This is a genomic window from Simkaniaceae bacterium, from assembly GCA_021734805.1.
In the GTDB taxonomy this organism is placed as follows: Bacteria; Chlamydiota; Chlamydiia; order Chlamydiales; family JACRBE01; genus Amphritriteisimkania.
On record JAIPIG010000033.1, the window covers coordinates 1 to 18,732 of the forward strand.

18 protein-coding genes are annotated in these 18,732 nt (G+C 43.5%); 2 read left to right on the forward strand and 16 right to left on the reverse strand.

Translation table 11 applies throughout. The annotated features are described in order from the left end of the window. Positions 1-223: 223 nt before the first annotated feature. Both nhaD and K9M07_06790 read right to left on the reverse strand, forming a co-directional pair. A complete protein-coding gene (gene nhaD / locus K9M07_06785; GenBank protein MCF7852928.1) occupies positions 224-1,501 on the reverse strand; it encodes a sodium:proton antiporter NhaD in 1,278 nt (425 codons plus the stop codon). A 303-nt stretch (positions 1,502-1,804) separates the two neighbouring features. Next, positions 1,805-2,764 (reverse strand): KpsF/GutQ family sugar-phosphate isomerase, encoded by a 960-nt coding sequence (locus K9M07_06790; GenBank protein ID MCF7852929.1) that lies wholly within the window; start codon positions 2,762-2,764, stop codon positions 1,805-1,807. A 112-nt stretch (positions 2,765-2,876) separates the two neighbouring features. Here K9M07_06790 and K9M07_06795 point away from each other — a divergent pair, with 112 nt between their 5' ends. Next, on the forward strand, positions 2,877-4,325 hold the full coding sequence (locus tag K9M07_06795; protein ID MCF7852930.1) for an NADP-dependent isocitrate dehydrogenase: 1,449 nt from the start codon (positions 2,877-2,879) through the stop codon (positions 4,323-4,325). A gap of 6 nt (positions 4,326-4,331) precedes the next feature. Continuing rightward, the gene (locus K9M07_06800; protein MCF7852931.1) at positions 4,332-6,212 is read left to right on the forward strand and encodes a tetratricopeptide repeat protein; all 1,881 of its coding nucleotides are present in this window, start codon (positions 4,332-4,334) and stop codon (positions 6,210-6,212) included. On the opposite strand, the gene K9M07_06805 is transcribed toward K9M07_06800, so the two are convergent. The 14 genes from K9M07_06805 to nrdR all read right to left on the reverse strand — a co-directional run bounded on the left by K9M07_06805 (position 6,209) and on the right by nrdR (position 18,224). Further along, positions 6,209-7,498, reverse strand: a complete 1,290-nt coding sequence (locus K9M07_06805) for a hypothetical protein (GenBank protein MCF7852932.1) — start codon at positions 7,496-7,498, stop codon at positions 6,209-6,211. The two genes, K9M07_06800 and K9M07_06805, sit on opposite strands and share 4 nt — an antisense overlap. Then, positions 7,479-8,564: a glycosyltransferase family 2 protein gene (locus K9M07_06810; GenBank protein MCF7852933.1), complete on the reverse strand. Its 1,086-nt coding sequence runs from the start codon at positions 8,562-8,564 to the stop codon at positions 7,479-7,481. The genes K9M07_06805 and K9M07_06810 overlap by 20 nt, the downstream gene beginning before the upstream one ends. A 63-nt stretch (positions 8,565-8,627) precedes the next feature. Next, positions 8,628-9,791 (reverse strand): 2-oxo acid dehydrogenase subunit E2, encoded by a 1,164-nt coding sequence (locus tag K9M07_06815; protein ID MCF7852934.1) that lies wholly within the window; start codon positions 9,789-9,791, stop codon positions 8,628-8,630. Between the two features lie 15 nt (positions 9,792-9,806). Beyond that, positions 9,807-11,030: a dicarboxylate/amino acid:cation symporter gene (locus K9M07_06820; GenBank protein MCF7852935.1), complete on the reverse strand. Its 1,224-nt coding sequence runs from the start codon at positions 11,028-11,030 to the stop codon at positions 9,807-9,809. After that, positions 11,008-12,117, reverse strand: coding sequence for a tetraacyldisaccharide 4'-kinase (lpxK, locus tag K9M07_06825; protein MCF7852936.1), 1,110 nt, complete (start codon positions 12,115-12,117; stop codon positions 11,008-11,010). Before lpxK ends, K9M07_06820 begins: the two co-directional genes overlap by 23 nt. Then, the gene (locus K9M07_06830; protein MCF7852937.1) at positions 12,117-12,728 is read right to left on the reverse strand and encodes an SIS domain-containing protein; all 612 of its coding nucleotides are present in this window, start codon (positions 12,726-12,728) and stop codon (positions 12,117-12,119) included. The genes lpxK and K9M07_06830 overlap by 1 nt, the downstream gene beginning before the upstream one ends. A 9-nt stretch (positions 12,729-12,737) precedes the next feature. Further along, positions 12,738-13,367 (reverse strand): RNA pseudouridine synthase, encoded by a 630-nt coding sequence (locus K9M07_06835; GenBank protein ID MCF7852938.1) that lies wholly within the window; start codon positions 13,365-13,367, stop codon positions 12,738-12,740. Further along, a complete protein-coding gene (locus tag K9M07_06840) occupies positions 13,364-14,188 on the reverse strand; it encodes an RNA methyltransferase (protein ID MCF7852939.1) in 825 nt (274 codons plus the stop codon). The genes K9M07_06835 and K9M07_06840 overlap by 4 nt, the downstream gene beginning before the upstream one ends. After that, on the reverse strand, positions 14,178-14,999 hold the full coding sequence (locus K9M07_06845) for a class I SAM-dependent methyltransferase (protein MCF7852940.1): 822 nt from the start codon (positions 14,997-14,999) through the stop codon (positions 14,178-14,180). Before K9M07_06845 ends, K9M07_06840 begins: the two co-directional genes overlap by 11 nt. After that, positions 14,996-16,225: a CinA family nicotinamide mononucleotide deamidase-related protein gene (locus K9M07_06850; GenBank protein ID MCF7852941.1), complete on the reverse strand. Its 1,230-nt coding sequence runs from the start codon at positions 16,223-16,225 to the stop codon at positions 14,996-14,998. Before K9M07_06850 ends, K9M07_06845 begins: the two co-directional genes overlap by 4 nt. Then, a complete protein-coding gene (locus K9M07_06855) occupies positions 16,207-16,863 on the reverse strand; it encodes a hypothetical protein (protein ID MCF7852942.1) in 657 nt (218 codons plus the stop codon). The genes K9M07_06850 and K9M07_06855 overlap by 19 nt, the downstream gene beginning before the upstream one ends. Next, positions 16,847-17,377, reverse strand: coding sequence for a signal peptidase II (gene lspA / locus K9M07_06860; protein ID MCF7852943.1), 531 nt, complete (start codon positions 17,375-17,377; stop codon positions 16,847-16,849). The genes K9M07_06855 and lspA overlap by 17 nt, the downstream gene beginning before the upstream one ends. Continuing rightward, a complete protein-coding gene (locus K9M07_06865; protein ID MCF7852944.1) occupies positions 17,374-17,742 on the reverse strand; it encodes a TraR/DksA family transcriptional regulator in 369 nt (122 codons plus the stop codon). Before K9M07_06865 ends, lspA begins: the two co-directional genes overlap by 4 nt. Before the next feature lie 14 nt (positions 17,743-17,756). Next, complete coding sequence (gene nrdR, locus K9M07_06870) at positions 17,757-18,224, reverse strand: transcriptional regulator NrdR (GenBank protein ID MCF7852945.1); 468 nt, start codon at positions 18,222-18,224, stop codon at positions 17,757-17,759. Between the last annotated feature and the right edge of the window lie 508 nt (positions 18,225-18,732).

The window sequence follows — 18,732 nt, forward strand, 5'->3', positions numbered from 1 at the left end:
TAAAAATAAAAAATAAAAGTTTTGACTAAAGGGCTTAAAAACTCACGTTAATAAGTTTTTTAAACCCACAAACTCTTTGCTTCATCACTTCACTCTAGCTGTCAAAATATCTTGCGAGGCTTGTCTTACCTTCGCTTTTTGTCTCATCACTCTTTTCGTTACTGAAGACGTGCTATAACATACAAAATATGATGATTTATTCGCAAGCACGATTTTAAAACTTTTAAAAATTTTTCATCGCGAGGAATATTGCGATCCCTCCGAGGTACCCTAAAAAGGCCGGAATAGTCGCCTTTTTCATGTATTGAATAAAGTCCATTTTTTCGATTCCCATCATAGCTACACCCGAAGACGAACCGATAATAAAAATACTGCCTCCCGTCCCCGCCGTATAGGCAATTAAGAGCCAAAATGGGGCATCCACAGGAAATGTTTTTAAATCATACATTCCGATGGAAGCCGCCACCAAAGGAACGTTATCGATAATAGCCGATAAGACTCCGATGGCACCGGCAATCACCGATGGATTTTTTGTAAAATGATCGAGTCCGACGGATAATCTTTCTAAAACTCCTACGGATTCAAGGGAATTAACGGCGAGTAAAATTCCAAGGAAAAATAAAATAGCCGAAACATCAATCTTTGTTAAAATAGAAGGAATGGTTAAATGCTGGCGACTTTCATGGCGATGATGGAGTCGATCCGTCACAAGCCACAAGACGGATAAAGCCATAATCATGCCCATAAAAGGGGGCAATCCCGTAACGGCTTTAATAATCGGAACCGAAATCAAACCCATCAATCCTAAAACAAAGACAAGTGTTCCGCCATGTTCTTTTTCTTCTTTCTGTATATATTCCTCTTGTGATGTGAACTCCCCCTTCATTGAAAATGAATAAATCATGAGAGGGATCAACATACACACTAAAGAAGGGAGGAATACATCCCGCATGACGGCGAGTGTGGTGATTTGCCCATTAATCCAAAGCATCGTTGTCGTTACATCCCCAATTGGCGTCCAAGCACCTCCTGCGTTAGCTGCAATGATCACCATACAGTTGAGTATAAATCTCTCTTTTCTTTCGGGAACAATTTTTCTCAGGATAGACACCATCAAAATCGTCGTTGTCAAGTTGTCGAGCACTGCCGACAAAATAAACGCTAAAATGGATACAATCCATAAAAGACGCCGTCTTGATTTGGCATGGATCAGCTTAACAACAGCGCTAAATCCCTTATGGGAATCAATCAGCTCAACTAATGTCATTGCGCCGAGCAAGAAAAATAAAATTTGCGAAATATCACTTAAGTGAACGGCTAAGCTCGAAATATTGATTTCCATCGGAGCTTTGTTGAATAAAAATAAAAAGAGCCAACAAATGGCCCCCAACAACAAAGCAACACCCGATTTATTGATATTGATCTGGAATTCAAAAATAATTCCCAGATAACCCAAAATAAAAAGGCAAATAATAAGAAGATGAAGAGTTAGAATTTCCATTTTTTTGCGAATGTAAAGATTAAAAGACCCCATCATAAGGCATCCCTATTTTCGATACAACCCGGTATATTTAAACCAAAAAGGGGTTTTTTAGCCCTTTGTTGCATAATTCGATAAACTATCAGGTTATTGACCATAAGGACTTTAACAAACACAGAGAGCACAGAGTACACAGAGAAAAATCAAGAAAATGCACATTCCGCTACCTCTGTGAGCTCTGTGCTCTCTGTGGTAAAAACTAATAATGAGCATGTTAGATAAAAATGAATTATGCAACAACGCCGTTTTTTAGCCCTTTTTGGTTTAAATAATCCCCGCAAAGGCTACATCGTGCATCGTAATCAAGCCGATTAATCTTTTCTCATAGATGACAGGCAGCATCATGACTCTGTGCTCGGGATCGCTTTGCATGATTTGTATGGCTTCAGTGACAAGGGCTGTTTTTTGAATTGTTTTGCACTTTGAGGTCATCAGAGCTTCTATAGGCATATCCAAGGCCTGTTTGCCATCCTTTTGCATAGCACGGCGCAAATCCCCATCCGTAAAAATCCCAAGAAAATGACCTCTTTCATCGACAATTAAAAGGCATCCGCATCGTTTATTTGTCAAAATCACTAAAACATCACTTAATTTTTCATCCGGCTTGACAATAGGCAGTTGCTCTCTCTTGAGCATGACATTTTCCACACGAAATGTCGCCCTTTTCCCAATCGTACCCGCAGGATGATTCAAAGCATAAGCATTGAGTGAAAACTCTCTTTTTTTCATTAACGCAACAGCTAAAATATCCCCAAACAGCAACTGGACGGATGTCGATGTGGTAGGCGCTAAATCGAAGGGACACAGCTCTTTTTCAATGGGGAGTTGCATGACAAAATCGCACAGGGGGGCCAGTGTTGCCTTCTCATTGCAAAACCACCCCATCACTCTTATTTCTCGTTGCTTGACGATCCGAATGAGCTCTTCAATTTCTTTAGTATGCCCGCTCTTGCTCAATACCACCAAAAGATCAGACGCCTCAATCATACCGATATCGCCATGAAGCGCATCAACGGCAGAAAGGGAAAGGGCCCTTGTCCCTGTGGAAGCCATTGTTTTGGCAATTTTATCGGCAATGATCCCACTTTTACCAATCCCGCTAAAAACGACCTTTCCCCTACAAGAAAGCACCTCCTCGAGGATGGACTCAGCCCTCTGTATATCAACCTGCTGAAAGAAAAAATCGAGCTGCTCTTTTTGCTGCAAAAAGAGCTCACTCAACAAACTTGTCATGAGAAATGGTGTTGCCAAATGATTAACCGGTCAATGAATAAGTTGGAAAATATAAATGATATTCGATACATATACACAAGTAAACCCAAAAATAGATAAGAGTATGGATATGATGCAAAAAATCCCCGTCGCAGTCGCTAGAGGAAACGGAATCGGCCCGGAAATTATGGATGCCACGCTTGCGATTTTAAAACAGGCAAAAGCCCCCCTTGCGATCCATCCTGTTGAAATTGGCGAAGAAGTTTATTTGCGCGGAATTAATACGGGAATCGAACCCAAAACTTGGGATCTCATCCGCTCTTGTCAGGCTTTTCTTAAAGCCCCCATTACAACACCGCAAGGCGGTGGTTTTAAAAGCTTAAACGTCACATGCCGCACGACACTGGGACTTTATGCCAATGTGCGCCCCTGCGTGGCCTACACCCCCTTTGTCGCCTCAAAACATCCGGGTATGGATGTGGTCATTATTCGAGAAAATGAAGAGGATCTGTACTGTGGCATTGAATACCGCCATACATTAGAAACACAACAATCGATCAAACTCATTTCAAAACCCGGGTCTGAAAAAATCATCCGTTTTGCCTTTGAATACGCTCTTGCACATAAACGCAAAAAGGTCACTTGTTTTACTAAAGATAACATCCTGAAAATCACGGATGGTCATTTTCACAACTTATTCGATCAAATAGCTACGGAATATCCCTCAATTGAAAGTGAGCACTGGATCATCGATATCGGAGCTGCAAAACTCGCCGATACGCCGGAGGCCTTTGATGTGATTGTCACGCCCAATCTGTATGGAGATATTATCTCCGATATCGCAGCTCAAATTTCAGGCTCCGTCGGCCTTGTGGGGACCGCTAATATTGGTGAATTCGGCGCCATGTTCGAAGCTATTCACGGATCGGCGCCAAGACGTGCCAATCAAAATGTCGCTAACCCCTCGGCAATGATCAAAGCCTCCGTTTTAATGCTCGAATATCTAGATTTGCCCGAATTTGCCGTTATGATTGAAAATGCCTGGCTCAAAACGATTGAAGACGGGATCCACACCTATGATATTTATGACAGCGCAAAAAGCACTCAAAAAGTGGGAACAAAAGAATTTGGCGAAGCAGTCTGTGAGCGTCTCGGTAAAAACCCCGAGCACCTACCGGCAGCAAAACAACATGCCAAAGTCCATGCTCCGCTCATCAAAGCCAATCAAGACACGACAACAAAGCGCGAACTGATTGGTGCCGATCTCTATATTTATGCCCCTGTGACGGCTGAGATGTTTCTCAAGCAGATACTCGCTATCGATTTGAAAAAATTTGAAATTAAAATGATCTCAAATCGAGGAACGACCATTTATCCCGAAGGACAACCCGAAACCTATTGCATCGATGAGTGGAGAGTACGCATTAGGCAAAAAGAAAATGAGCATGCATTTACTTTGGCTCACACTATTCAAATTTTAGAACTTTTAAAAGAAGCACAAATCGATGTCGTAGAGCTACACCACCTTTACAACTTTGATGGCTCACCCGGCTATTCCTCAGCTAACTATTGAGATAGAATGCATTACATCACGACACTTTTATTTCTTTGTATATCGACCTCTCTCATTGCCGTCTCAGACCCTATTTACTCCCCTAAAATGGATCTTACTTTAACACTTCTTGAACTTGCCACAATTGAAACATCCCCCACTCAGCCTCAAAATGCTGAAGATTGGTATGAACTTGCCCTTCAACAAATTAAAAAAAAAGAATTCTCAAAGGCGAGAGAGAGCCTAAATCACGCTTTGCACCTCCAACCCGATTTTTTTGAGGCTCAACTTCAACTCGCTCTCATTGATATGTGGGAAAATCAGAACGAGAGGGCAGCAAAGCAATTATGGCATATTTTAAACGAATATCCCTGTGATCGGCGCGCTTTGCAAGCCCTCGAAGATATTGCGCTCAAATGGACCAATCTACCCGACAAACAAAAACAAGCCATCGCCATTTATCGCTATGCAAATCGCTGCGATCCGGACAACCCCGACCTTCTTTTTTATTTAGGACGCCTTACTTCACGCGCCGGCGAATGGAAAGAAGCCAAACAGCTGCTCAAAGCGTGTTTGAATCTCGCTCCCGAATATGAAGATGCCGCCATCCAACTCGCGCGCATTTATATTTGGCAAAAAAACTATGTTGAGGCACGTCACGTATTAAAACCCTTTCCCTACAGCGCAGAAGCAAATATATTGCTCGGACAAATTGCGATGCGCGAGGGAAACCCGCGCGAAGCCACGGGATACTATCGACAATCATTAAAAAAGAATCCCCATAATCGCACAGCTCATCGAGGGCTTGGCCACTCCCTCGCCGCCCAAATGTTTTATACTGATGCACATCAAGAATTTAGCTACATCGTCGATGATGATCCCAACACGGAAGAAAATTGGATTCCCCTTTTCAATATTAAAGAACATACGCATTTTAGTGCTTTTCTCGAATCCAATTACACCAAAGCGAAAGAAAACGATCCCTCTCTTCAACAACCCGTTGTCAAAGATTATTATTTCTATAATGCCCTCCATTTAATGATCCCGATTGCCGATCCGGTGCGATTAGAGATCACCCCTATTTACTACAATCAAAAAGAAAAAGACATCTATCCCCCCATTGGAACTAACTATGACGTGGATATTGCCGGTGGGCAAATCACATCAAGCGTTTTCTTTCCCAACGGATGGCAATGGAATCTCTTCGCGCGCGAAATCCGCGCTTGGGGAGTGGGGACGGAATTTTATCCCTTTCAAAAGACGACGCGCTTTGAGCCCGGAACAAATATCTCTTACCACAGTGACCGACAGCTGTTTGTCATGGATGCCCATGTCGAATCCTTTATTATCAAAAATTTTTCCAATATGACCTCCGAATTGCTTCGGACTGATTTTTTATCTGCAACCTATCGCTACCGCGTCGCCTCCCCTCTTCGACCTGAAATCGGCGCCACGATCACGCACGTTATCATTCATGACAACTTAAACAATTGGGAAAATACGGAACTGGTCGAGGGGCTCATTGGACTTCCTAAACTGGCTCAATATATCACCGCAATATACCGATTTGAACACGGGCATTTTCACAAGCTCAATATCAATTACTACTCCTTTAAGCAACAATATCGCAACACGCTCGGGCTTGATGTTCATATGGATATTAAAGCGCGCGCGCGCATTGCACTGATTTATGAACATCAGTGGCAAATGACCCACAATTTATTCCAGCCCATTGGGAATGACGTCTTCATTGCCGATAGACAATTTCTCACGGCAAATAAAATTACCGGCCAGTTTAGCTACCGCTATAAAGACATGTGGCGCTTCAATTTAGAGAGCCACTACTTTAGAGATACCCTTCCCTATCGCGATCTCAACTTCAAAGGGTCGCTGTTAATTTATTTTTAATTGTAGAGTTTCAAAATGGCAGGAAATAACTCATGATTTTTCATGCTCTTCGGAAACACTTCTCGATTGCAATAGATGACGCCATGAGGGATATGTTTCCCCGTACGGCGCACAATGGCTTTAAATAAATCAAAAAAGCGGAAAGACAACCCATTAATTTTTATGGCGCTCTCTTTTTCTACTTTATCTGTGAAAACGATGCGATAAAAAAGCTTGAGCGGATCTTGGGGATAGTATTCAATTAAAAAGAGCTTCTCCCCTTCAATTGTGGCTTCTTCGAGAATCTTCTTTGCTCTAAGGCACTCTTCAGGCCGGGCAAAGAAGATGTGGGCATCATGCGTCATATGCGATTCAACACGATCAAATACAATATGAGCTGTCTTTAAGAAAGACGCTTGATCGATCTGCCTGTATAAAATCCAAGGCGTTTCCTCATTGGTGTTTTTTTGAGAAAGGGCATTCGTTACAATGATCATATCATCAGAGCCCATACCATCAAAAATAGCTTCGAGCATCCGATCTAAATAGCGAAGGCCATAGATCAGTCGTGGATTGTTTTGATAATCAAATCCCTTCCAATGATGGTGTTGTAAATGGGCAATGCTATTGAGAAATAAGAGGGAGAAATCGGGCCTCACTTCATCTTTCATCTTTAAAAAAAGGCGTGTTGATAGCAAATCAAATAGTGAAATGAAGGCGAAGGCTTCTCCTTTGAACCGCAGGGCAGTGCGAAGTACATGGGGAATCTCTTTTATAACAAGACCCAGTAAATGCCTTGAGTGCAAAAAGCGAATCAAGCGCCCAACGAGGTTTCCCTTTCTTTTCCAAGATAGATTGAGATAGTTTTTACAACCAAGGCGCAGCGCATCGAGTAGGGGCTGCAGCTCTTTAGGGTGGGCATTTTCAGAAGCAGTCCATGGATCGGGAAGAAAAAAAAGGGCCTGCTCTGTCGAATTTAAGCTAGCGTTCATTGCGCCCCATATGCCGCTTGTCACCCCTTTTCCCGAGAGCGCTTCCCACAGCTGCTTTGTCGTGAGATGAGGAACATCGCCTAAATGCTTGATTTGATGTTCTGAAGAGGGCTTGCCGGTATGCACAGAAACCCATTGTACCCACGGCTCTAAAAAATCGCTCTCGTAAGTATCATCCGTGAATGTTTTTGTCTCGACCATAGAGAGCATTTTTTGGATGTTTTTCAACCCTAAAATGTTTGAAGCCTCTTTCAGTAGATCGGGGTTGAATTCGTTGAGCTCCAACAATAGCACTTTATTTTTTGCTAAATCCATAATGAAATAGTACTCCCAATATTTTGAATGAGTCTCTTAAAATGCTATAGTGCGATGATTTGTTTTTATTGATATATACGGTTGGAATTTCAATCGATGCGATTTTTCTCTGCTGCTTCAGCGCAATGAGGAGACATTTAAATTCCATTTCATAGTGCCCGCCCGCAATTTTTTTGACCAAATCGCGCACAAAATGGTGGCTAAAGCCCCGCATCCCCGACTGGGTATCAATGGGGGCATGTAGATAAAACATCTTGAGTAAAATCGAAATTCCTAAATTAGAAAAGCGACTTCTGAAGGGCATTTGATGAAAGGCGCGCGCTCCGATCACCATTTCATAGCCCTCATTGACTTTTTGAGCTATCCTTTGAATATTTTTGCCGTGGTGCTGGCCATCTCCGTCAAGCGTTACCATTACTTCAAAATCACAATGATCAAGGGCATATTGAAATCCGGCAATCAAGGCAAACCCCTTCCCCCGATTCTTTTTGAAAGGAAGATAGTGGACCCTATCTTGCATTTGATCGGCCATGCCCTTTAAAATAGGCCCCGTATCATCTGTTGATCCGTCATCAACAAGAACAATTTGTCCTGCAAACGCAAGCGCTCCCATCACAACGTCTTTGCAAAAATAAGCTACATTATAACAGGGAATCACCGCGCATGTTTTTGCAAGAAGAGCTTCATCAGAGTAGGGCTCATCAGAACCTATCCAGTCCGATTCCGCCATGACCCCAAAAGGTTGCACTATTTTTACGTAAAAAGAATCCATTTCTACGCCTTCAGCACAGGATAAATGAATGGTGCCGAAAGAAGCCGCTCCCTCAAAGGAACCTATTGCAATCTCAATCTGTTGTTCATTGTCAAATAGTGTAAACGGCGCCCCATTGAATGCTACTTTTCCTTGGGCTACATACCGGCGCCGGTGCTGACGATCAAAAAAAATAAGAAAAAGAGACGCTTTTTTTAACCATGCCAAGTATCGATTGAACTTACATTCAATCGATATCGTCGCTCTCTTTTTTTCGATATTTACAATAGCTAGCGCCTGATTGGAATAATTCACTAGTCCCCATCATTTGCGCTCAGTATATACCTTTATAATAAAAACTTGTCAAAAGATAACGCTTCATTTTTGCGTAAGATGAGTCTCTAAGCGGCGCTTGACGCCCGCAAGAAATTCACACCCATACATTCCATCAATCGCCCGATGATCAAAGGTGAGGGATAGATGTACTTTTTGCCGGATTTGTGTCGAGTCATCCTCCATAACACAAAGAGCTTTTTCGATTTTACCCACTCCAATGATAGCCACCTCAGGAAAGCGAATAATGGGTATGCCGATGAGTGCTCCACCCATTCCAAAATTCGTCATTGTGATCGTTCCCGCTTGAACATCATCGGGGTGCAGTGCATGATTTTTTGCCCTCGCCGCTAAATCAGCCACTTGCTTGGCAATTTCAGCGACTGTCAATTTATGCGCATTGCGAATCACGGGAACAAGCACAGCCTGATCAACAGAGACGGCAATGCCCACATTGACAAACTTTTTGAGGACAATCGTATCACCATCTAGAGAAGCATTAATATACGGATATTCTAAAGCCGATTTTGCGATGGCATCGGCAATATACGATGTAATGGTGAGTTTATAACCATGCTCGTTAAAAAAAGCCTCTTTGGTTGCTTTGATGTGATGCATAATATTTGTGATATCGACATCGACAATCAGGCTCGCGTGGGGCGCTTCATAAAAGGACTTGACCATATGGTCTGCAATCGCTTTACGCATGCCACTCATTTTAACCCGCTCTTGATTTGCCAGAGGGGATTTTGAGTCTTTTTCAGAGAGATAATTTTGTATATCCTTGCGGCTGAGTCGGCCACCCCCACCGGTGCGCGGGATTTTTTCGAGCTCTTCCATGGAAATGCGGTTCTCACGCGCAAACCTCAACACGGCAGGAGAATAAAAATCTCCCATATCTTCTTGAGGCTCATTTTTTTGAGCAGTCTCACTTGTCGTCGCTTCAGTGCGGTTTGCCGCAGCTTCACCGACAGCAATTAAACAAATGACAGCACCCACATCGAGTGTCTCATCCGGCTGCGCTTTAATATCGGCAAGCACACCTGCAACCGGCGAGGGAATTTCACTATTGACTTTATCTGTTGAAACTTCGAGAAGAGGCTCATCTAAGCTGACAAAATCACCGACTTTCTTAAACCAAGTGACAATCGTCGCGCTGACAATACTTTCTCCCAATTTAGGCATCTTCACTTCGAATTTTTCTTCCATCTCTCACCCTATCTTTTACTCAAGCCATGTCACGGCATTATACCTATTCACATTAATCTGATTTTCTCGGCGCGCTACATATACGGCAGCCACACCATCACCTAAAACATTAGCAACACTTGAGACCATTTCTCTTAATCGATCGACACCGGCCACAAGCGCAATCCCCTCAAGGGGAAGGCCTAACGCATTCAATACCATCGAGAGCATCACAATACCCGTTCCGGGAATCCCCGCAGCACCAATAGCTGAAAGCAAAGAAGTGATGTAGAGTAAAACCACTTTAAATAACCCCAGCTCGATACCATATGCCTGTGCGATAAAATAAGAAGCAACGGCCTGACCAATAGCAGCCCCATTCATGTTAATTGTCGAGCCAAGTGACATGACAAAGCCCGAGATATCTTCCGATATTCCTAAATGCTCTCGCGTACATTCTAATGAAATGGGCAACGTTGCAGAACTACTCGACGTCGTAAAGGCAAGAACAATCGCATCTTTCATCCCTTTATAGAAAGGTCCGACATTCATCCTAGCTAAAAACTTAAGACAAAGAGAAAAGACAATCACAATCTGTAAAATCACTGCGATATAGTTACATGCTAAAAATGAAAGCAGGGGCATGATCACACGCAGGCCAATCGAACCGACAGATGTGGCGATAAGGGCAAAGACCCCAATTGGAGCGTATTTCATAATCACATGCGTTAGCGAATGCATCACTTCGGAAATCGACTCTAAAAAATTCAATACGGGAGCGCTTTTTTCCTTTGTTAGAATCAAAGCATAAGCAAAAAAGACGGCAAAAACAATGATCTGTAAAATATCGGCGTTCACAAAGGCTGCAAAAGGATTCGAGGGAATAATGTTCGCAATGAAATCTAAAAAACCAATCCCCATCCGGTTCGTCTGCTCGACATTTTCCAGAGAAAGATGTAGAGAAGCTCCGGGTTTTAAAAGAATGGCCAGAAGAATCCCAAAGGTAATCGATATCATTGTCGTTCCGGCAAAAAACAAGAGCGTGCGGCCTCCAATGCGGCCTAGCTTTTTAGGGTCGTGAATATGACATATTCCAATTGTAATGGACGAAAAAACGATTAACCCAACAACCATTTTAAGTAAATCGATGAAAGCTCGGCCAAGCAGAAATAAAAACTTAAATTCTCTTTGGGCAATAAGCCCAAAAGCGATCCCTAAAACAAGACCAATTAAAATTTTAATCCATGGCTTTAACTTCATATGTATTCCAATGTTGTGCTTCTTTCCATTTGACTACTTGGCTTATCAAATCGTTGAAATGCTTTATACCATATTCAATCATTAATTTCCCGCTTAGATGATAAATCGGGAGATTCAAGGAAAGAGTAGGATCCATTTTAACCACATCTTTTTCGCTGCAAATTAAAGCAGAAGCGCCTTTGAGCGCCGCTTCTTTTGCAAATAACTCAAGCTCTTTTTGATCAAAAAAACTATGGTCGGCAAAGGCTTTGGATGCAATACATTGAAATCCGGTTTGGTGAAGTGTCTCTAAAAAACTCGAAGGGTTGGCAATGGCGCAAAAAGCAGCCACTAAGGCCCCGGGGGCAAGGACTTTATCTCTAGGATCTAGAGGGAGAATCGCCTCTGCTCTCCAATTCACACCGATCACAGCAGCTTTTGAAAAGCTACGGAGTTGACCACATATCTCTTGATACTGCTCCTCATTCTTTATTCCCATTATGCAAATCAGATCACACTCTTTAAGCCGTTTGGGATCATCACGTAAAAAACCTCTGGGGAGAAAATACCCTTCACCCAATAAATCATCGGCTCTCATGCAAATCATATCACAATCGCGCTCGAGCTTTCTTTTTTGAAACCCATCATCAAGAAGAATCAGTTTTTCCTCAATTGACAGAGCGGTCCTTAAATAGTCGCGCGTTGAATAGACATGCACATCCGGATATTTTTTTGCGATCAAATAGGGTTCATCGCCCATGAGCGGTGCATTGGGATCATTCAGCTCGATGCGCGCATCGCGCTGAAGGGCGCGCCGATATCCGGAAGAGATGACAGCTAACGGATACTCATTTTTTAGAGCCTCGATAAGCATCATCGTCATGGGTGTTTTCCCCGTCCCCCCGGCAACAATATTTCCAATACTAATGACGGGAGCTCGCGCTCGATGCGATGAAAATATTTTCCACTCATAAAGGCGATTTCGAATGAAGACGATGAATTTAAAACATTGACTGATCAAGAAGAGTACAAAAAGAAGCCCCTTTCGCTTTTTTTCACGAATGGCTCGAACAATTGTCATTTCAATGCGATGAGAGAATGGATTCATTACACATTAGCTGCAGTCAAAAGATTGTTTTCGGCCGGGGCATAGATCAACCGGCGCTCAACCATCTCGATAATAATATGAATCGCCGCCATATGCGCTTCTTGAATCCGATCGGAATAATCAAATCCCGACACAACCCATTCATAATCGCATTGATCTTTTAGTTGCCCACCTGATTTACCGAGAAAAGCCACCGTTAAAAGTCCCAATCGTTTAGCCATTTCAACGGCATGGACAATGTTTGCCGAATTGCCGCTTGTCGATAATACAACAAGAATATCTCCTTCTTGTCCATACGCTTCAACACTGCGAGCAAAAACAGATTCAAAATCACTATCATTCGCAACACATGACATGTGCGCGGGATCACAAAGAGCAATGGCGGGAAATGCACGCCGCTTCTTTCGAAAATAGCCTGTGAGCTCTTCAGCAAAATGCATGGCATCACAAAGACTTCCCCCATTGCCGGCAATCAGGAGTTTACCTCGATTGGCATACGCTACGGCAATGGCCTCAGCCACTTGCTCAATAAACAAAATAGCTTCATCTGATTTGAGAAGTTTAGCTGCACGGATTGCATCTTCAACTGACTTTAATATGTCGTTTTTCATTTCGATATGTTAAAAAATGAAGCGATTTAAATCCACTACAACTTCTTTTTGCGTGACCGGATGAATAAACTGAAGATAATAATGGCGCAAATGAATATGTCCGCTCGATGATTTTGCACCATATTTAACATCACCAACGATGGGATGTCCAAAAGCAGAAAGCTGCGCGCGAATTTGGTGATAGCGGCCTGTGATTAAATCGATGTCGATAAGCGTTGTATGGCGCTTTCTTTCGATGACCTTAAAATGCAACTGAGCTCGCTTTGCCCCCTCAACCTCTCGATGATGAACAATCGAGCGAAACTCTTTTTTTTCTAAAAAGTGAACCAGTGTTTTTTCCTGTTGTTCAATCACTCCTTCCACTTCGGCACAGTATCTTTTTGTGACGCGATGTTCTTTGATCGCCCGCGCCATTCTCTCTACCGCTTTGGATGATCGAGCAAACATCACAATCCCACTCACATCCTTGTCTAACCGATGAAGCGATTTTAAAAAGATCGTTTCTTTGTGATATTTTTTTTGAAGCAGGCTCTTCACCTCATTTTCAAGGGATTGAGATTCTCTGTCTGTGGATTGAGTCAAAAGAGCTGCCGGTTTTTCCACAATGATGAGATGATGATCCTCAAATAAAACATTCATGAAGAGCGTTGCCTCAACACTTCATAGAGTAAAAGTGTTGTTGCATTGGCAACATTGAGCGAATCGGCATGCCCTTTCATCGGAATGTACACCTGCTCAAATGCGCGATCAAACCACACCTCAGTAAGACCCACTTGTTCAGTCCCCATCGCAATAGCTAACCCTGAGCGATAATCAACAGCCGTATACAGTTGCGTTGCAGAAGGCGTCGTTGCCACAACTTTAACGCGGTAGCGCTTGAATAATTCAATGGCTTCTTGTGTTGTCATTTGAAAAATCGGAACCGTAAAGAGCGTTCCCACACTCGCTCTGACAACATTTGGATTAAAGACATCCGTACACTCATTACAAACCACCAGCCCATCAACACCCGCCGCATCACATGATCGCAAAATAGCGCCTAAATTCCCCGGCTTTTCAATCGACTCAGCTACACATAAAAAAGGAGTTTTTGTCGTCTCAAGCAATCGTTCAAGCTCAACACACCCCAGTCGCTTCTGCTTTGCAATCAAAGCCATACCATCCGGGCGATCGCGCATTGAAATCTTTTGAAACACCTCTTTAGACACTTCAAAAATCTCTGCCCCCTTCATCTGAATATTGCGAATTAACGCCCATTCATTGTCCTTTAAAAAAAGAGCGGGACAACAAAAAATCATATCAATATCGACATGACCTTCAAACGCGCGCAAACTTTCCCGATATCCTTCAATAAAAAAAAGCCCCGTCTTATCCCGATCGCGCTTATCTTTTAATTTGACAATGAGTTTGATTTTGGGATTTTGAACACTTTCTATCTTAATGCAATCTCTATTGACCATGACGTTGCCACCTCGCAAAACTGCCCACCGGAAGAACAAACCTTTCATTGCCCTCGATCAGCATTTCCCCTGACTCGAAGGCCACATTTCCCCATACCTCACGCAAGAGATTTTCCAAAATAAGAGGGGAAATACCCGGAGTATGACAAGATAAGATGAGAAACTTTCCTTTTTCTTCCAAGAGCTCTTTACACTCTTTCAACATGGGGAGCAAATCGGTTTCTATTTTAAAGACTTGTCCCTGCGCACCCCGACCGAAGGAGGGGGGATCAAGAATGATGCCATTGTATTGGCGCCCGCGCTTCACCTCTCGCTTTACAAACTTCACCGCATCTTCCACAATCCAGCGAATCGGTTTATCTTGAAAGCGATTCAACTCGGCATTCTCCTTTGCCCAAGCAACCGATTTTTTGGATGAATCAACATGACATACGGAGGCGCCCAAGCGCGCCGCGGCAAGTGTCGCCGCTCCGGTATATGCGAACAAATTGAGCAACTCAAAACCCTGTTGAATGTGCGGTTTCATCCAAGACCATAACCTCGCATGCTCAGGGAAAAGCCCAATATGCCCAAAATCAGTTGGCACGAGTTTGAATTGGAGCGTTTCGAATTCGATCCCCCATGAGTGATCCCGCCCCTTTTTCTTCCAATGATTTTGCCCTTCACGTGAAAAGCAGTACTCTGCAGCATCCCACTCTTTTTGAGATAATTTGGGCTCCCAAATTGCTTGAAAACAGGGCCTATCGAGCAGGTGTTTTCCAAACCGCTCTAATTTTTTCCCATTTCCCGTATCGATTAATTCATATGTCACGCCAAACTCCTTTTACCATATCTCACCTTGCGATAGAGCATACCCAATATCAGATTTGATGCTGTTTCTATAATCAATGCCCTTTCATTTTTCAAACGGAGGGGGATTAATCCTGCATCGATTTCACCATTTCGATGTGCAATAGCGCCAAAGACCGTTCCGACAGGCTTCTCATCACTGCCTCCACTAGGGCCCGCAATGCCTGAAATGGCCAGGGCATAGTCTGCTCCCGTGAGCTTTAAAGCCCCTTTTGCCATTTCAATCACCGTTTCTCTTGATACGGCCCCATATCTCATCAACGTCTCATATAATACACCGAGGGCTTTCATTTTCATCTCATTGCTATAGGAGACAACACCTCCCACAAAATAATCTGACGCCCCGGCAAGGCGCGTGATTTTTGCCGCAATAGTGCCTCCACTGCATGATTCCGCTACAGCCAGTGATTGTTTTTTTTCTGTCATGAGTTGATAGAGGGCCCCTTCAATCGTACCGTCTTCCGAATCATATAAATACTCCTCAAACTCCTTTTCAAATGCATCGCACACCTTATCAATTCCCTCTTTTGAAGAAAAACGAACGGTAAGATGCCCATAAGCGGGATAAATCCCGATTGAAACGTGGGGATATTGCAGACTGAGCGTGCGCAGAAAAGGATCTACTTGATTTTCCTCTCGCATCGTCAAATAGAAGGTCTGCTGATATCCTTTTTCAATCGGAGGGAATCTCCCCACTAAAAAGGGGATGAGGGCACTCTTAGCCATTGCCTTCATTTCAGGAGGCACGCCGGGCATTAAAATAAGCAATTTCCCTTTCTTTTCCAAAACCATTCCATAGGCTGTCCCTAAATTGTTTTTTAACAAAGGGGCGCCCTCCGGCAATGTGGCTTGATTTTGAATGGAGGGCGATGAGCCCAAACGCCCTTGAATTTCTTGAGCCACATCGGGATTGAACTGCAGGGAATAGCCCATATATTCAGAGGCAATGGCTTTCGTGAGATCATCGCATGTAGGTCCAAGCCCTCCTGTTGAGATCACGACATTCGCCTGTTGAAATCCCCACTCCAGCATGGATCGGATGGATTTTGGTGCGTCTTTTGATGTCACATGCCCCTGAACTTCAAACCCCTCTTCAGTTAAAAGATGGGATAAGAAATGGGCATTTGAATTGAGTGTTTTCCCTTTTAAGAGCTCATCACCAATGGCTGCTATGATGACACGAGGCATATGTGGGGTCCCCCCATTCGATAAAGTTGATCATTTAAGAGCGGATCGAGCCGCAGCTGAGTTGGAATTGTCTCATCCCCTCGCTTTATCTTCAAGAGATGGGTTTCTTTGCGCATCCAAGTCGTGATCTTCTTCCATAACACATGATTAGGAGCCTCTTTCAAAGCATTTAAATTTTGCTTCGTTTTTGGATCCCGGTAGAGTTGTGGATAGGACCACTCGAGCCCAAAACAGATCGACTCCTTCCCCAACACATGGTGCAAGATCCGTCCGTTATCGCCTATGATGAACTGATAAATTCCGAGCTGAACAATGGGATATTGGGGTTTGGCTAAATAGCGTTGCCCCGGCAATGTTTGAATGACGACTGCTTCCATATCAAGTGTCAGCGCGCATGTGAGGTCTTTCCGGAAGAGCTTAGGATCAAAATCAGCCTTGAAAAGCGCATTGATATAGTCTGTGTAGCGCTCCAAAAAAAAAGGGCCATAATCCTTACACTCTTGCTCGCTTAAGACTTTTGACACATTATAAACAGAGCACCCAAGCTCATGTAAAAGCGCCCTCATTGTTTTAGGATCCAAGAGAGCATAATGTGAAATAAATCGGGAGGCTTGCAGAGGATTAAAGGGCGCGGGCACGTTTCGCCTCAAGACTCTCTTTCATTGACAAATAAATTAATGCAGAGACACCCAAGCAAATCGATATATCCGCTACGTTAAAAACGGGAAAATGATATCCCCACAAATTAAAGTGAAACATATCAATGACAAAACCGTAGGTGTAACAATCGACAAGATTGCTGAGCGCACCTCCAATGATCATCGTAATGGGGAAAATATAAGATGCCTTCTTAATAAAAAAATACTGATACATTAACAGTAGAAAGACGAGAATCGATCGGACAATAAATAGAGGCGTTGGATACTCACTAAAAAGTCCCCAAGCACTTCCGGTGTTTTGGACATAATTGATGCTAAAATCGATGCCCAAGAAGTTTTGAAAAACACCAATTCCACCATAGGGATAAGAAGGATAGAGCCAGTTCATTAAATGAACGTGATCCATCGCCCAAGCCTTCACTGCAAAATCAATCAAAAAGAGAGAAGCAATATAAATCCAAGAGATCACCAGAGATTTTTTTGTGATCGTCATGAAACTTGACCCTTTTCCCATTTTTCCTGCGCAGCAATGGTCATTGTTGCATATGGAATAGCGTCGAGGCGTTTAAGCGGGATTTCCTCCCCGGTCAGATCGCAAACCCCATAAGTCCCCTCATCAATTTTCTCAAGGGCTCTTTCAATCTGATATAAAATTTGCGTCTCTTGACTACTCACCTCAATGCTCACAGATTGAACAAAATCATCCGTTCCCTGATCCGCCTGATGTTGTGAGTGCACTTTGTTCTCCTCCCCGATTTTAACATCGGCAGAAGATCCACGGATTGCATGCATATATTGCAGACGCAGCTTCTCTAATCGAACTCGAAAATCTTCAATTTGCTCTTTCGTCAATGCCATACTTTTTCCTTCATTCAATATTTCAAAACAGGTTCAGACGATGATGCCGATTGGATCGCATCAATCAACTCGTCCATATCTTTGAACCGGCGATAGACACAAGCAAATCGAACATAAGCAATTGTATCGAGTGCTTTGAGTTTTTCCATCACCATCTCACCCACTTCAATCGTGGCAATCTCTCTTAATCCCTTGTCCATGATTGCACTGGCAAGCTCAGACGCCAATTTCAAAACCTGCTCATGGCTCACTCGAGTGTGACGGCAGGCAGAAGATAAGCCGCTAATGAGCTTTTCAATGCTAAAGTCTTGATATCTTCCATCGCGCTTTTTCACCTGAATGGCTAGATCTACCGTTTCAAACGTTGTAAATCGCTTTTTGCATGCAAGACACTCGCGCCGTCTTCGGATCGCATTCGCATCTGTTGCATTGCGAGAATCAGTGACTTTAATCTCTTGATCTCCACAAAATGGACACTTCATAACTTTCTCTTAAAAAATCTTAGAGAGACCGATCTTTTTTTTCGTGTGAAACTTACCAAATCTATCCATTTTCCCACGAGCAAAAAATATTTTAGCGAAAAATGCATTCTTTGAGAAACAAAAAACTCCGGTCCCCTACCGGGGACTGCTACTACCACTTCGCTCGTGCCCCCTCCCTCTTCTTCCGAAACAACAAAGGCCAAGCCGAGGCGGCTTGCTATATAACGCTTGTGTTGGGGGATTGGCTTCGGCTTCGCCTTCGGTCCCCTTTCGGGGACTGCTACTACCACTTCGCTCGTGCCCCCTCCCTCTTCTTCCGAAATAACAAAGGCCAAGCCGAGGCGGCTTGCTATATAACGCTTGGGTTGGGGGGATTGGCTTCGGCTTCGCCTTCGGTCCCCTTCCGGGGACTGCACTTCACTTCGCTCGTGCCCCCTCCCTCTTCTTCCGAAATAACAAAGGCCAAGCCGAGGCGGCTTGCTATATAACGCTTGTGTTGGGGGGATTG

What these genes read in the sequence shown, in the direction of transcription:
- nhaD (MCF7852928.1), bottom strand. Translation starts at nt 1,501, where the DNA reads ATGGAAATTCTAACTCTTCATCTTCTTATTATTTGCCTTTTTATTTTG.
- K9M07_06795 (MCF7852930.1), top strand. Translation starts at nt 2,877, where the DNA reads ATGGATATGATGCAAAAAATCCCCGTCGCAGTCGCTAGAGGAAACGGA.
- K9M07_06800 (MCF7852931.1), top strand. Translation starts at nt 4,332, where the DNA reads ATGCATTACATCACGACACTTTTATTTCTTTGTATATCGACCTCTCTC.
- K9M07_06805 (MCF7852932.1), bottom strand. Translation starts at nt 7,498, where the DNA reads ATGGATTTAGCAAAAAATAAAGTGCTATTGTTGGAGCTCAACGAATTC.
- K9M07_06815 (MCF7852934.1), bottom strand. Translation starts at nt 9,791, where the DNA reads ATGGAAGAAAAATTCGAAGTGAAGATGCCTAAATTGGGAGAAAGTATT.
- K9M07_06820 (MCF7852935.1), bottom strand. Translation starts at nt 11,030, where the DNA reads ATGAAGTTAAAGCCATGGATTAAAATTTTAATTGGTCTTGTTTTAGGG.
- lpxK (MCF7852936.1), bottom strand. Translation starts at nt 12,117, where the DNA reads ATGAATCCATTCTCTCATCGCATTGAAATGACAATTGTTCGAGCCATT.
- K9M07_06830 (MCF7852937.1), bottom strand. Translation starts at nt 12,728, where the DNA reads ATGAAAAACGACATATTAAAGTCAGTTGAAGATGCAATCCGTGCAGCT.
- K9M07_06835 (MCF7852938.1), bottom strand. Translation starts at nt 13,367, where the DNA reads ATGAATGTTTTATTTGAGGATCATCATCTCATCATTGTGGAAAAACCG.
- K9M07_06840 (MCF7852939.1), bottom strand. Translation starts at nt 14,188, where the DNA reads ATGGTCAATAGAGATTGCATTAAGATAGAAAGTGTTCAAAATCCCAAA.
- K9M07_06850 (MCF7852941.1), bottom strand. Translation starts at nt 16,225, where the DNA reads ATGCCTCGTGTCATCATAGCAGCCATTGGTGATGAGCTCTTAAAAGGG.
- lspA (MCF7852943.1), bottom strand. Translation starts at nt 17,377, where the DNA reads ATGACGATCACAAAAAAATCTCTGGTGATCTCTTGGATTTATATTGCT.
- K9M07_06865 (MCF7852944.1), bottom strand. Translation starts at nt 17,742, where the DNA reads ATGGCATTGACGAAAGAGCAAATTGAAGATTTTCGAGTTCGATTAGAG.
- nrdR (MCF7852945.1), bottom strand. Translation starts at nt 18,224, where the DNA reads ATGAAGTGTCCATTTTGTGGAGATCAAGAGATTAAAGTCACTGATTCT.